13 protein-coding genes are annotated in these 13,280 nt (G+C 73.8%); 4 read left to right on the top strand and 9 right to left on the bottom strand.

Annotated features, from left to right (window positions below; all coding sequences use genetic code 11):
* Positions 1 to 435, top strand: a 435-nt coding sequence (locus AE652_RS09850) for an agmatine deiminase family protein (RefSeq protein WP_049650850.1), incomplete at its 5' end; no start/stop codon positions are given.
* A gap of 87 nt (positions 436 to 522) precedes the next feature.
* Here AE652_RS09850 and AE652_RS09845 read toward each other — a convergent pair.
* Complete coding sequence (locus AE652_RS09845) at positions 523 to 1,701, bottom strand: agmatine/peptidylarginine deiminase (protein ID WP_049650849.1); 1,179 nt, start codon at positions 1,699 to 1,701, stop codon at positions 523 to 525.
* 142 nt (positions 1,702 to 1,843) lie between these two features.
* On the opposite strand from AE652_RS09845, the gene AE652_RS09840 reads away from it, so the two are divergent.
* Positions 1,844 to 2,500 carry a TetR/AcrR family transcriptional regulator gene (locus tag AE652_RS09840; RefSeq protein ID WP_159028415.1) on the top strand — a complete coding sequence of 219 codons (657 nt, stop codon included), beginning with the start codon at positions 1,844 to 1,846 and terminating at the stop codon, positions 2,498 to 2,500.
* Between the two features lie 23 nt (positions 2,501 to 2,523).
* Here the strand turns inward: AE652_RS09840 and AE652_RS09835 are convergent, their stop codons facing one another.
* From AE652_RS09835 to AE652_RS09800, 8 genes are all read right to left on the bottom strand, one after another.
* Complete coding sequence (locus tag AE652_RS09835; RefSeq protein WP_369808282.1) at positions 2,524 to 3,531, bottom strand: agmatine deiminase family protein; 1,008 nt, start codon at positions 3,529 to 3,531, stop codon at positions 2,524 to 2,526.
* A 300-nt stretch (positions 3,532 to 3,831) separates the two neighbouring features.
* A complete protein-coding gene (locus tag AE652_RS09830; protein ID WP_049650846.1) occupies positions 3,832 to 4,755 on the bottom strand; it encodes a DUF4436 family protein in 924 nt (307 codons plus the stop codon).
* A gap of 122 nt (positions 4,756 to 4,877) precedes the next feature.
* Positions 4,878 to 5,675, bottom strand: coding sequence for an ABC transporter ATP-binding protein (locus AE652_RS09825; protein WP_049650845.1), 798 nt, complete (start codon positions 5,673 to 5,675; stop codon positions 4,878 to 4,880).
* Positions 5,668 to 6,615, bottom strand: a complete 948-nt coding sequence (locus AE652_RS09820; RefSeq protein WP_049650853.1) for an ABC transporter ATP-binding protein — start codon at positions 6,613 to 6,615, stop codon at positions 5,668 to 5,670. Before AE652_RS09820 ends, AE652_RS09825 begins: the two co-directional genes overlap by 8 nt.
* Before the next feature lie 76 nt (positions 6,616 to 6,691).
* On the bottom strand, positions 6,692 to 7,546 hold the full coding sequence (locus tag AE652_RS09815; protein ID WP_049650844.1) for an ABC transporter permease: 855 nt from the start codon (positions 7,544 to 7,546) through the stop codon (positions 6,692 to 6,694).
* The gene (locus AE652_RS09810) at positions 7,543 to 8,502 is read right to left on the bottom strand and encodes an ABC transporter permease (RefSeq protein WP_079272556.1); all 960 of its coding nucleotides are present in this window, start codon (positions 8,500 to 8,502) and stop codon (positions 7,543 to 7,545) included. Before AE652_RS09810 ends, AE652_RS09815 begins: the two co-directional genes overlap by 4 nt.
* The gene (locus tag AE652_RS09805; RefSeq protein ID WP_049650843.1) at positions 8,499 to 10,148 is read right to left on the bottom strand and encodes an ABC transporter substrate-binding protein; all 1,650 of its coding nucleotides are present in this window, start codon (positions 10,146 to 10,148) and stop codon (positions 8,499 to 8,501) included. The genes AE652_RS09810 and AE652_RS09805 overlap by 4 nt, the downstream gene beginning before the upstream one ends.
* Positions 10,149 to 10,179: 31 nt before the next feature.
* Entirely contained in the window at positions 10,180 to 11,184 is a 1,005-nt protein-coding gene (locus AE652_RS09800; protein ID WP_234348320.1) for an agmatine/peptidylarginine deiminase, read from the bottom strand.
* A gap of 256 nt (positions 11,185 to 11,440) precedes the next feature.
* On the opposite strand from AE652_RS09800, the gene AE652_RS09795 reads away from it, so the two are divergent.
* Both AE652_RS09795 and AE652_RS09790 read left to right on the top strand, forming a co-directional pair.
* A complete protein-coding gene (locus AE652_RS09795; RefSeq protein WP_049650842.1) occupies positions 11,441 to 12,016 on the top strand; it encodes a TetR/AcrR family transcriptional regulator in 576 nt (191 codons plus the stop codon).
* A 222-nt stretch (positions 12,017 to 12,238) separates the two neighbouring features.
* A partial coding sequence (locus AE652_RS09790) for a serine/threonine-protein kinase (protein ID WP_049650841.1) occupies positions 12,239 to 13,280 on the top strand: 1,042 nt, incomplete at its 3' end.

The raw sequence follows: 13,280 nt of genomic DNA, 5'->3' as shown, positions 1-13,280 counted from the left end.
GGCAAGGACATCACCGACGCCCACGTCGACTGCCTGACCCGCTTCGTCGCCCCCGGCGTGGTCCTGCTCGACCAGGCCTTCCCCGGCACCCCGGCGGACGTCTGGTCCCGCTCGGCCGACCAGGCCCGGTCCGTCCTGAAGGACGCCACCGACGCGACCGGCCGGAAGCTCCAGGTGGTGGAGCTCCAGCAGCCCGACCCCGACAAGATCACCGGGCGCGGCGACGCCTTCGTCTCCTCGTACATGAACTTCTACATCGGCACCAAGGGCGTCTACCTGCCGAAGTTCGGCGACGCCAGGGCCGACGACCGGGCCCAGCAGCTCATGAAGCAGTACTTCCCGGGCCGCGAGATCGTGCCGGTCAAGATCGACGCGATCGCGGCCGGCGGTGGCGGCATCCACTGCGCCACCCACGACATCCCCGCCCTGGGCTGACCGGACCGGCCGGGCCGGGGGCGACCCCGGGCCGGCCTCCGTTCGGGGCCGGGTCCGGTCGGCGGGCCGGACCCGGCCCCGGCGGGTTCACACCGCGGGCTGCTGCTGGGTGACGCAGTGGATCCCGCCGCCGCCCGCCCCGAGGGAGTCGATGTTGAGCTGCTCGACGGTGCGGCCGGGGAACAGCCGGGCGAGGGCCGCCCTGGCGGCGCTGTCGGCCTTGGTGTCGCCGAACTGCGCCGCGATCACCGCGTTGTTGCACAGGTAGTAGTTGGCGTAGGAGCCGACGAAGTTGGGGTCGGTCGAGCGGATCAGGTTGTAGTCGGGCCCCTGGATCCGGCTGACCGCGAACGGGGTGCCCTGGGCACCGGTGGTGGTGGTCAGGATCCGGTACTGCTGCCGTGCGTCGTTCGACCAGGCGTCGGTGTCGCTCGCCAGCGGCATCTGGACCACGGCCGTCCCCGCGTCGAGGAAGCGGGAGGTGGCGTCCACGTGGTCGTCGGTGATGTCCTGGCCGGCCACACCGTTGAACCAGATCACGGTGCTGGCGCCGTACGCGGCGCACATCGCGCTCTCGACCGCGGCCTGGGACATGCCGGGGTTGCGGTTGGCGTTGAGGATGCTGCTGCGGGTGGCCATCAGCGTGCCGGCCGCGTCGGTCTCGATGGCGCCGCCCTCGGCGACCAGCCCGGCGGCGGTGAACGGCAGGCCGAGGTAGGCGGCGACGCGCCCGGCGACCAGGGCGTCGCTGCCGTGCGGGTTCTGGTGGTTGCCCCAGCCGTTGAAGTTGAGGCCGATCGTGTCGAGGCCGCCGGCGCCGTCGGTGCGGAAGACCGGACCGGTGTCGCGCATCCAGCAGTCGTCGACCGGGATGTCCCCGATGACGGTGACGGCCGAACCGCACATCGAGCGCGCCTTGGCGACGCTCGCCGGGTTGGCGCACATGGTCACCGGCTCGTACTTCGCGATGGTCTTCGCGATCAGGGCGATGTTCGACTGGACACCGCCGAGCTTGTTCCGCCAGATGGTGCTGCTGTCCGGCCAGGCCATCCAGGTGCGGGTGTGCCGGACGGTGTCCAGCGGCACCCGGAGGCCGGCGGCGACGGCCGGGCCCGCGGTGGTGGTGCGGGGTTGCGCGGCCCGGGCCTGCCCACCGCTCGCCGCGGTCAGCGCGGTGCCCGCGACGGCGAGCCCGGCGGCCGTCAGGAACCGGCGTCGGCCGAGCCCTCCGTCGATCGCCGGATGGGATCTGAAGCTGCCCTCCATCACTACCTCCCTGTCAAAGTGCGCTGCCTGTCCGGCAGTTGACCGAAAAGGTAAAACTGACCAAGCGCTCGGTCAATACTTTGCGCAGAGATCGGTGCCGATGCGCCCCTGCCGCTCCCCCGCAGTCGTTACAGTGGCGGCCATGGCGACACAGGCGACGGGCGCAGCCCCGCGTACGGCCCCCGGCCCCGGCGGCACCGGCCGGACGCGCGCTTCCGCCAAGGGCGAGCAGACCCGGGCCCGGCTGATCGCCGCGGCCCGCACCCTGCTCGCCGGCGACGGCGCCGGGCGGTTCACCACCCGCAACGTGGCCGCGCTGTGCGGGGTCTCGCACGGGATGTGCCACTACCACTTCGCGGACCGCACCGACCTGATCGTCGCGGTGGTCGAGGACATCCGGCCCGAGTGGATCACGCCGCTGGAGGAGGCGGTCGCCGGCCCCGGCGGCTACGCCGAACGCTCCGAGCGGGTCCTGGCACTGCTCACCCGGCCCGAGAGCCCCGACCTCGCCCGCCTGCACGCGGCCCTGCACTGGCTCGCCCTCAACGACGAACGCGTCCGCGCCAGCCTGGAGGCCGAGTACGCGCGCTGGCGGTCCTCCTTCGTCGGCCTGTTCCGCTGCCTGCTGGACGAGCGCGGCGACGGCGCCGACCCGGTGCCGCTCGGCGAGGCCTTCGCCGCCGCCGTGGACGGGCTCGCCGCCATCGGGTCGCTGGACGGGACGGTGGACGCCGAGCGGGTGCTGCGGACGCTGCTGGACTCGCTCTCCTCCGCCGCCGCCCGGCCGTCCGGCGCCTGACGGTCCCACTATCTGACCCCGCGTCACCCGGTGGACCCGGGTGCGACGGGCTGCTGCTGGGTGGCGCAGTGGATGCCCCCGCCGCCGGCGGCGATGTGGTTGATGCCGACCTGGGTGACCTTGCGCCCCGGGTGGAGGTCGCCGATGATGCCGGCCGCCCGGTCGTCGGTGGCCTGGTCGCCGAAGCGCGGGACGAGGACGCCGCCGTTGCAGACGTAGTAGTTGATGTAGGTGGCGAGGAAGTCCTTGCCCGCACCCTGGATCAGGGTGACGTCGGGCTCGGGCAGGTCGACCACGGTGAGCGTGCGGCCCTTGGCGTCGGCCTCGGACTGGAGCACCTGGACGGCCTGCGCGGAGGCGGTGGTCCAGACGTCCGGCGGGGTGTCGGCGGCGGGCCGGTGCAGCACCACGGTGCCCGGCTCGGCGAAGCGGGCGAGGGCGTCGACGTGGCAGTCGGTGATGTCCTGCCCGGCGACGCCCTTGAACCAGATCACCTTCTCGACGCCGAGCAGGCCCTTGAGGCTCGCCTCGATCTCGTCGCGGGACTTGCCGGGGTTGCGGTTGTCGTTGACCCAGGAGCTCTCGGTGGCCATCAGGGTGCCCTCGCCGTCCACCTCGATGCCGCCGCCCTCCCCGGTGACCGGCGCCTGGACGCGGGTGATGCCGTAGTGGTCCAGGAGGTAGCGGGCGACCAGGGCGTCGTTGGCATGGGTCTGCTTGCCGCCCCAGCCGTTGAAGTTGAGGTCGACCCCGGCGAGCCCCTTCGGGCCCGTGACGAAGGTCGGCCCGGTGTCCCGGGCCCACAGGTCGTCGACCTTCAGTTCCAGCACCTCGACCGAGGAGCCGCAGGCCTGCCGGGCCTGGTCTGCCTGGTCGGGGCGGGCCAGCAGGACGACCGGCTCGAAGCCGGCGATGGCCTGGGCCAGCCCGGCGATGTCCTGTCGGACGTCGGGCAGTTGGTCGCCCCACACCTCCTCCAGTGCCGGCCAGGCCATGAAGGTGCGGGTGTGCGGGCCGGACTCGGCCGGCATGGTCCACCCGCCGGCCGCCGGGCTCCCCGACCCGGCCGCCCCCGAGGCCGGACCGCTCTGACCGGACCGCTCCCCCGATCCACTGTCGGAGGAGCAGCCACCGGTCAGGGCCAGCGCGGCGAGCGCGGCCCCGGACTGCAGGAGTGAACGGCGGGACGGCCGGGGGTGAGCCATGGGGCCTCGTTCCGGTTGGGGTCGGGTTCGGCTCCGCAGGCTACTGACCGGAAGGTCAGATTCCGGCGCGGCACGCACCCGCCGTTCGGGGGAATCCGCTCACACCCCCGCTCACCGCCCCTCGGCTCACGCCGCCTCGGTCACCGCCTCCCGCTCGCGGCGCAGCCGGTGCTCGGTGCGGATGCCGGACCAGGCGGTGCAGGCCAGGCTGGCGGCGATGAGGCCCTCGGCCCAGAAGAACGCCACGTAGTCGATCAGGGATCCGATCGGCGGCGCCCCGGGGGCCGCGTTGCGCATGCCGATCAGGGCGAACAGGCTCGCCGCCATCCAGCCCAGGGAGGGCCAGACCAGCCCCTCGCGCTTGCGGTACAGCACCTCGGCGGCGCCGAGGACGGCCAGGGCGATGGCCCACATGGCCGCGATCATGAACCAGGAGAGGATGAAGGTGCTGCGGGACCGGGTGATCCGCGCGTCCAGGGTCACCGCACCGGAGCTCGCGGTGGTGGCCTGCGGGCGCAGTACGAAGAACGGGTCGGTGTCGGTGAGGACCAGGCCGACGGGCACGGCCGCGCCCCCGCTGGTGGCGGTGAAGCCGGCCTCGGCGCGGTAGCGGTCGAACGGGTAGTCCGTCTTGGTGCCGTCGTACGTCCCCACCTGGACGAGCTGGGACGCCGCGGCCTCCCCCTCGGCCGCCCGGATGGTCACCTTGGGGGTGCCGGTGACGGTGATCTCGACGGGGCGGGCGAAGGTCTGGGAGTCCGGCCCGGCGGCGAACCTGCCGTGCGGGACGGGGGTGACGTAGAGGGTCAGCTGCTGGGCGGTCGGGTCCACGTCCTGGGCGGTGACGTCCAGTTCGATCCAGTCGGGCGTCGCGGGGACCGCCAGCTCCCTGGTCTGTTCACGGGTGTCGCGCTCGTTGAGGTACAGCCCGATGCCCGACCCGCAGAGGGTGACGACCACCGCCAGGACGGCGGCGAACCGCCAACGGCGGCGGGGGGATCGGTGCGCGGCCCGGTCGGTCGCGCTGGTGTCGTCGGTGGTGACCTGCACGGTCGTCCTTCCTGCGGCGGTGGCGCCGGGCCGGCAGGGTCGCTGCCGCCCGGCGTCGCCCGCCGGTGTTGCTCGGTCGCTCCGGCCCGACAGGTCCCACCACCTGCCGGGCCGGAGCCGTCTCACAAGGCGCGGCGCGCGGCGGCGATCCGGTCGGGATCCCAGCCGGGCCGGGGGACGGACTCCAGCAGCAGCCGGGTATAGGCGTGCTGCGGGGAGTCCAGGACGTGGGCGGTGGGGCCGGATTCGACGATCCGTCCGTGGCGCATCACGACGACCTCGTCGGTGACGCAGCGGACGACGCCGAGGTCGTGGGTGATGAACAGGTAGCCGATGCCGGTCCGTTCGCGGATGTCGGCGAGCAGGTTGAGGACCTGCGCCTGCACGGAGACGTCCAGCGCGGCGACCGCCTCGTCCAGCACCAGGACGGCCGGTTGGACGGCCAACGCCCGTGCGATGGCGACGCGTTGGCGCTGGCCGCCGGAGAGCTGCCGGGGCAGCGCGTCGGCCGCCCGGCTGCCGAGGCCGACCTGGTCGAGGAGTTCGCGGATCCGGGCCGCGTGGTCGGTGCCGGGGAAGTGCAGCCGCAGGGTCTCGCGGAGCACGGCCTCGACACTGGTGCGCGGGTCCAGGGAGAGGTACGGGTCCTGGAAGACCATCTGGACCTCACGGGCGCGGGCCAGCCGCCCGGCCCTCCCCCGCACCCGGCCGGCGCGGGCCCGGCCCCGGACGGCGACCCGCCCCTCGTCGGCCTGTTCGAGGCCGACGACGATCCGGGCGGTGGTCGTCTTGCCGGAGCCGGACTCGCCCACGATGCCGAGCGATCCGCCGGCCGGGAGGGTGAAGGAGACGTCGTCCACCGCCCGTACGGTGCCGAAGGTCCGGCACAGTCCGGTGACCTCCAGTACGGCCTCAGGCATCGGCGCGGCTCCCTTCGAGCGGGTGGTGGCAGGCGACCGGGCCCGGCGCCGGGGTCTCCTCGCGGCACAGGACGGTCGCGCGGGGGCACCGGGGGGCGAACGCGCAGCCCGTCAACTCCTCGCGCAGGTCCGGTGGTTGGCCGTCGATGGCGGCGAGTCGGCCGCTCCCGGAGTCCAGCCCCGGGGTGGCGGCCAGCAGCGCGGCGGTGTAGGGGTGGCGGGGCCGGGCGAAGAGCGCCTCGGCGGGGCCGCTCTCGACGATCCGCCCGGCGTACATGACGTGCACCCGGTCGCTGATGGCGGCGGCGAGACCGAGGTCGTGGGTGACGAACAGCAGGCCGGTGCCGAAGCGTTGGCGCAGCCGGTCGAGGAGCGCGACCACCTCGGCCTGGCTGGTGACGTCGAGCGCGGTGGTGGGCTCGTCGGCGAGCAGCAGGACCGGGTCGCCCATCAGCGCGGCGGCGATCATGACGCGTTGGAGCATGCCGCCGGACAGCTGGCCGGGGTAGCGGCGCAGCAGTTCCGGGCCGAGGCCCACGGCGTCGAGCAGTTCGACCGCGCGCCGCTCGGCGTCCTCCCGGCTCGTCCGGCCGCCGAGGCGGACGCCCTCGGTGAGGAAGTCGCCGACGCGGCGCAGCGGGTTGATGGCGGCCCTGGGGTCCTGGAAGACCATGGCGGCCCGGCCGGTACGCAGGGCGCGCAGCCGGTCGGGGCCCATCGTCAGGACGTCCTCGCCGTCGACCAGGACGCTGCCCTCGGCGGTGGCGCCGGGCGGCAGCAGGCCGAGGGCGCTGCGGGAGGTGAGGCTCTTGCCGGAGCCGGACTCGCCGACCAGGGCCACGGTCTCCCCGGGGCCCACGGCGAGGTCGACCCCGTCGAGGACGGGCCGGGCGGTGCCGGGCAGGCGGAGCCGCAGGCCCCGGATGTCGAGGGCGTTCACGCGGTCCTCCGGTTCGGGGCTGCGCCGGTTCGTCGGGTCCCCCGGTTCGTCGTTCTCCGGCTCATCGTTCTCCGGCTCATCGGGTCCTCCGGGCGACACGGTCGGCCCAGCGCTCGCCGACGACGTTGAACGCGACGACGGTGAGCACGAGGAGGACGCACGGCAGGATCGCGGAGAGCGGGTAGCCGTGCTGGATCGCCGTCTGGCCGTCGAAGACCATCCGCCCCCAGTCGGGGGTGAGCGCGGGGACGCCGAGGCCGAGGAAGGAGAGGCCGGCGAGGTCCATGAGGGCGTAGCCGAAGTTGATGGTGGACTGCGCCAGGACGATCGGGGCGATGTTGGGCAGGACGTGCCGCAGGCAGATCTGCGCGGCGGAGTGGCCCTGGACCTGGTACGCGGCGACGTAGGGCCGTTCGCGTTCGGCCAGCACCAGGGAGCGGGTCAGCCGCGAGACGTACGGCAGGTAGGCGATCGCGAGGGCGACGACGGGGGCGAGGAGGCCCTCCCCGTACACCGAGACGATCAGGATGGCGAGCAGCATGCCCGGGAAGGCGAAGACCAGTTCGGTGCCGCGGGAGAGGACGGAGTCGAGCCAGCCGCCCCGCCAGCCGGCGACCAGGCCGACCAGGACGCCGGCGACGGTGGAGAAGGCGACCACGCCGAGCGGGCCGAGCAGAGAGGTGCGGGCCCCGAGCAGGAGCCGGGAGAGGGTGTCGCGGCCGGCGGCGTCGACGCCGAGCAGGTGGTCGGGCGAGGGGCCGGCGAGGGCGTTGCCGAGGTCGACGGCGTTCGGGTCGTCCGGCGCGATCCAGGGGGCGAGCAGGGCGGCGAGCACGACCAGGGCGACGAGGCCGAGGCAGGCCAGGTGGAGCGGGGCGCGGGCGGCCCTGAGGCGGCCGAGGCCGGGCCGGCGGGTGAGGGCGACACTCATGCGTCGGCCCTCCTCGAACCGAGGGCGACCCGGGGGTCGACCAGCGGGTGGAGCAGGTCGACGACCAGGTTCACGGTCATGAACAGGGCGACGATCAGCAGCGAGATGGCCTGGACGGTGGGGAAGTCCTTGGTGGTGGTGGACAGTTCGAGGAGCTGGCCGATGCCGCCGATGCTGAACGCGGACTCCACCAGGATCGTGCAGACCAGCAGGGTGGAGACGATCAGGCCGCCGGTGGTCAGCACGGTGCCCAGCGAGTTGCGGAACACGTGGCGGCGGATCACCTCGCGCTCGGGCACGCCGCGGCTGCGGGCGACGGCGACGTGCTCGCCCTCCAGGGCGTCCAGCATCGCCGAGCGGGTGACCCGGGCGAGCATCCCGATCAGGTACAGCGCGAGGGCGACCGCCGGCAGGGTGAGGTGCCACAGCAGGTCGCCGAAGCCGTCGCCGGTGCCGCTGGTCGGGAACCAGCCCAGCTTGACCGCGAACAGGCCCTGCAGCAGGACGGCCGCGACGAAGGAGGGGGTGCCGACCGCGAGCGTGGTGGAGAGCAGGACCGCCGAGTCGGTCGCGCCGCCGCGCACCGCGCCGATCCAGCCGAGGGCCAGGCCGAGGACGGCGACCACGAGCAGGGCCATGACCACCAGGGTCAGGGTCGCGGGCAGCCGGTCGGCGAGCAGCCGGGACACGTCGGTGCGGTAGGTGATGGAGCGTCCGAAGTCGCCCTGCAGCACCTGGCCGAGCCAGCGGAAGTACCGCACCAGGAACGGGTCGTCGAGGTGGTACTGCTCGTTGATCGCCTGCAGGGCGGCCGGGGAGGCCGACCGGCCGGACAGCAGGAAGCTCGCCGGGTTGCCCGGTGCCAGGTACATCGCGCCGAAGACCACGAAGGACGCGCCGAGCAGGGTGGCGGCCATCTCGGCCAGCCGCCGGGCGGCGAATCTCAGGAAGTTCACCGGGCGGCCCCCACGTCGGCGGCCCACGGGTAGTACATGTACGAGATGGTGGTGGGGGCGCCGGTGACGCGCTTGTTGAGGAAGACGGAGGTGGGCCACTCGGCGACCGGGATCCACAGCAGCTGCTCGGAGGCGGTCTGCTGGAGCCTGGCCTCGATCGCGCCGCGCCTGGCCGGGTCGTACTCGGCGGTGGCCTGGTCGACGAGGTCGTCGTAGGCCTTGTCGCTGAAGCCGGCGTAGTTCTGGTAGGCGCCGGTCCGGAAGTTGGCGAGCAGGTCGAGCGGGTCGGTGACGGAGTCGTAGTACGTCTCCGGGAACAGGTCGATGCCCTCGCGCGCCTTGGCGTCGGTGAACAGCGCGGTGAAGGCGTTCGGGGCGATCGTCTTCAGCTGGACGTTCAGGCCGATCTTCGCTCCGGCGGCCTGGACGGCGGTGGCGAGCAGCGAGACGTCCTGGCCGATGGTGCTGGTGGCGACGGTGAGCGTCCTGCCCTCGGCGCCGGCCTCCTTGACCAGGGCCTTGGCCCGGTCGATGTCCGGGGCGGTGGGGGTGAGGTGGTCGAAGGCCGCCTTCCGGACGTCCTCGGGGGCGCCGGCCCAGGCGGCCCTGGTGGTGAGGGAGCCGGTGACGGTGCCGGCGCCGGCCAGGCCGGTCCGGACGAAGCCGGAGCGGTCCAGGGCCAGCGACAGCGCCTGGCGGACCCGCAGGTCGCCGAGCGGGCCGTTCATGCTGGTGACGTTGAGGTTGACGGTGCTCAGGCCCTCGCCGAAGTAGAGCGTGCCCGGGCCCTCGCGCTTCAGCCGGTCGTAGCTCTCGGTGGGGATCAGGTAGCCGCCGTCGACGTCGCCGGTGAGCATCGCGTTGGTGCGGGCGGACGCGTCGGTGAGGAAGCTGAACACGACCTTCTTCGACTTGGCCTTGGCGCCCCAGTAGCCGTCGAAGCGCTGGAGCTCGATCGACTGGCCCTTGGCCCAGGTGCCCAGCATGAAGGGGCCGGTGCAGTCGAGGCCGCCGCTGGTGCCGTAGTCCTTGCCCGCGGCCTCCACCCCGGCCTTGGCGGCGACGACGCCGGCGGCGGTCGCCATGTACTGCGGGAACTGGGAGTCGGGCTGCTTGAGCTTGACGGTGACCTGGAGCGGGCCGGTCCTGGTGACGGACTCGACGTTCTGGAACACCTGCGCCCAGGCCGCCGCGTTGTCCGGGTTCATCTGCCGGCCGAGGCTGTAGACGACGTCGTCGGCGGTCATCACCGTGCCGTCGTGGAAGTGGACGCCGGAGCGCAGGTCGTAGACCCAGGTCGCCGGGTCGGGGTTGGAGGCCTTCTCGGCCAGGCCGGGGGCCAGGGTGAGCTGGGGGGTCCAGCGCATCAGGCTCTCGCAGACGTTGGAGAGCACCGTGTTCTGCGGGTAGTCGAAGGCCTGGAGGTAGTCCAGGGTGGGCGGCTCGGCGTAGGTGGCCCAGGTGAACGAGTCGAGCTCGCCCTTGGCGGGCGGGGTGTCGGCGGAGAGCCGGAACGCCGCCTGGTCGGCGCCGCCGCGGGGCGGGCCGGAGCAGGCGGCGACCAGGGCCGCCGCCGAGAGCAGGGCGGTGGCGAGGACGAGCCGGCCGCGGGCTCCGGCGCCCCTCGCGGGCGCGGTGGGAGTCATGAGGGTGGGGTCTCCGTTCGCTGGCGAGGGGTCAGGCGTGGGCGGCCGGGATCTGCTGGGTGATGCAGTGGACGCCGCCGCCGCCGTAGGCGATCACCCGGGCGCGCACGCCGACGACCTTCCGGTCCGGGTAGGCGGCGGCGAGCACGGCCAGGGCGCCCGCGTCCTCGGGGTGGTCGGCGACCGGCACGACGACGCCGCCGTTGGCGAGGTAGAAGTTCAGGTAGCCGACCTCGACCTCGCGGTCGTCGACCTCGACGAAGGCGGCCTGCGGCAGGTCGACGATCTCGAAGGGCCGGCCCTGGGCGTCCGTGGAGTGCTCCAGCACGGCGCGGTTGGCCCGCATCCGGGCGTGGTCCGGGTGCGCGGGGTCGGCCGGGAGCTGCACCACGACCTTGCCGGGGGCGACGAACGCGCAGACGCCGTCCACGTGCCCGTCGGTCTCGGTGTCCAGCGCCCCGCCGTACGGCAGCCAGACCACCTTGGTGACGCCGAGGCGCGCCTTCAGTTCGGCCTCGATCTCCTGCCGGGTCATCTCCGGGTTGCGGTTGGGGTGCAGCAGGCACTGCTCGGTGGTGATCAGCGTGCCCTCGCCGTCGACGGTGATCGCACCGCCTTCGAGGATCATCTCGGAGCGGATCGCCGGGGTGCCGAGGTGCTCCAGCAGCAGGCCGCTGATCCGGTCGTCGGCGTCCCAGGGGCTGTGCTTGCGGCCCCAGGCGTTGAAGCGGAAGTCCACGCCGGCCCGGCGGCCGTCCCCGTCGAGGACGAAGATCGGCGCGGAGTCGCGGAACCAGGAGTCGTCCGTCGGCAGCTCGACCACGGCGATGCCCTCGCCGCACCGGGCCCGGGCCTCCTCGCCGTGGCCGGGCGGCGCCACCATGGTGACCGGTTCGAACTGCGCGATGGCGCGGGCGACGGCCGCGTACTCGCCCTTCACCTCGTCGAGGGTGTCGCCCCACAGGTCCGGGCGGACGGGCCAGGCCATCAGGCAGCCCTCGTGCTCGGTCCACTCCGCGGGCATTCGGTACGTCACGGGAAACCTCTTCTGTTCGGGCCCCTCCGGGCGCGGCGCGGCGCGCCGGGCAGCGACGTGGCCGTCGGTGGTGTCCGGGAGGGGGTGGGGGTCTACGGGGCGCTCCCTGGCTGATGCGGGAGGCGTGGGGGTTGCCCCGCATCCTCTACCGTACTGAAAATTCAGTCAAGACTTGGAGGCAAAGCTGATGGAAACCCCTGAAACGATCATCAGGAACCGGTCTGACCAGCCGGGAAGCCCGGTAGAGTGGGCACCCATGTCGGACCGTCGGACGGAAATACTCAAGGCCGCGACCCGGGTGATCGCCCGGCGCGGCGTACGCGGACTGCGCGTGGGCGAACTCGCCGCCGAGGCCGGGGTGTCCACCTCGCTGATCTACTACCACTTCACCGACCGGGCCGGGATCCTCCGGGAGACGCTGGCGCACATCAGCGACCGCGCGGACCACTACACCGCCGACGAGGAGCCCGCCCCGGCCCGCGCCGAGAGCCCCCGGGCCGACCTCGAACGCGTGCTGCTCCGGGAACTCCAGGACAGCCCGGACGTCCGGGAGAACAGCACCGCCTGGGGCGAGTTGAGAGCCACCGCGGTCTTCGAACCGCACCTGCGCGAGGACCTGGCGCGGACCACCCACACCTGGGTGCACGACATCGCCGAACTGCTCGCCCGGGCCGATCCGTGCGGGACCGCCCCGGCGCACGCGGCCGCCGCCGAACGGCTCACCGCCCTCGTCGAGGGCCTGAGCGTGCGCTGGCTGAGCGGCTCGCTGCCGCTCGACCACGCCCGCCGGCTGCTGTGCGGGGCCGTCGAGGCGGAGCTGGCGCGCGACTAGCCGGGCCGTCGCGGGCGGACCGCTCCCGTCGGGCCCCGCGTCGGGCAGCCCTGCCGGGGCCGATTCGGCCGATCCTGATAAAACCTCTAAACTCTGCGGCGCCGTGCGTGCCGTGCGTGCCGCGTGTGCCGCGTGTGCCGCGTGTGCCGTACGCCCGTTTCCGGCCCGTCCGGCCTGTCCGGCCCCCGTGCCGCCCCCTGACCGCCGAGAGAGGCAGCCCGCATGTCCGCTGACCGGTCCCCCTTCGCCCTCCAGCCGGTCTTCCAGGAGCTGGCCGACGACGACCCGCGCGAGGTCGGCGGCCACCTGCTGGCCGCCCGGCTCGGCGCCGGCGGCATGGGCCGGGTCTACCTCTCGTACACCCCCGGCGGCCGGCCGGTGGCGCTCAAGGTGGTGCGGCCCGAACTGGCCGGGGACCCGGAGTTCCGGGCCCGGTTCGCCCAGGAGGTGGCCAGCGCCCGACGCATCCACGGGCTGTACACGGCCCAGGTGGTCGACGCGGGCGTGGACGCCGCCACCCCCTGGCTGGCCACCACCTACGTGCCGGGCCCCTCGCTCCAGGAGGTGGTGCAGCGCCATGGCCCGCTCCCGGAACGGACCGTCCTGCTGCTGATGGCCGGCATCGCCGAGGCGCTCCAGGCGATCCACGCCACCGGGGTGGTCCACCGGGACCTCAAACCCGGCAACGTGCTGATCGCCTCCGACGGCCCCCGGGTGATCGACTTCGGCATCGCCCGCGCGGCCGACGCCAGCGCGCTGACCGGCACCGGCCTGCGGATCGGCTCACCCGCCTACATGGCGCCCGAGCAGGCCGTGGGCCGGGCCGCGACCCCGGCCACCGACGTGTACGCGCTGGGCGCCCTGGCCGTCCACGTCGCCGGCGGCGCTCCGCCGTTCGGGGACGGCCCGGACCCGGCGGCGCTCTACCGGACCGTCCACGAGGAGCCCGACCTCGGCCGGGTCCCGGAGAGCCTGCGCGCGCTGCTGCTGCGGTGCCTGGCCAAGCGGCCCGAGGACCGTCCGACCACCGCCGAGGTGATCGCCGCCGCCCGGAGCCACCCGGCCGTGGGCGGGCAGCTCAGGTTCGGCGACGACTGGCTGCCGCACCCGCTGACCAGCCAGATCACCCGGCACGCCGAGCTGCCGCAGGTGCCGGCCGAGGGGCCCGGGGCCGCCGGGCCCGGGTGGGACTCGGCGCGTACGGTCCTCGCCCCGACCACCCCGCCGACGCCGACGGTGCTCGCGCCGGCGCCTGCGACCGGAG

The sequence above is a fragment of the Kitasatospora sp. MY 5-36 genome (assembly GCF_001182915.1).
In the GTDB taxonomy this organism is placed as follows: domain Bacteria; phylum Actinomycetota; class Actinomycetes; order Streptomycetales; family Streptomycetaceae; genus Kitasatospora.
The sequence above is the reverse complement of the archived record's forward strand: the minus strand, read 5'-3'. Positions and strand labels throughout refer to the sequence as shown.

Excerpts from the sequence above, each read along its gene's own strand:
- AE652_RS09845 (WP_049650849.1), bottom strand. The coding sequence starts at position 1,701 with ATGGAGGGCAGCTTCAGATCCCATCCGGCGATCGACGGAGGGCTCGGC.
- AE652_RS09825 (WP_049650845.1), bottom strand. The coding sequence starts at position 5,675 with ATGCCTGAGGCCGTACTGGAGGTCACCGGACTGTGCCGGACCTTCGGC.
- AE652_RS09835 (WP_369808282.1), bottom strand. The coding sequence starts at position 3,531 with ATGCCGGCCGAGTCCGGCCCGCACACCCGCACCTTCATGGCCTGGCCG.
- AE652_RS09795 (WP_049650842.1), top strand. The coding sequence starts at position 11,441 with ATGTCGGACCGTCGGACGGAAATACTCAAGGCCGCGACCCGGGTGATC.
- AE652_RS09840 (WP_159028415.1), top strand. The coding sequence starts at position 1,844 with ATGGCGACACAGGCGACGGGCGCAGCCCCGCGTACGGCCCCCGGCCCC.
- AE652_RS09805 (WP_049650843.1), bottom strand. The coding sequence starts at position 10,148 with ATGACTCCCACCGCGCCCGCGAGGGGCGCCGGAGCCCGCGGCCGGCTC.
- AE652_RS09815 (WP_049650844.1), bottom strand. The coding sequence starts at position 7,546 with ATGAGTGTCGCCCTCACCCGCCGGCCCGGCCTCGGCCGCCTCAGGGCC.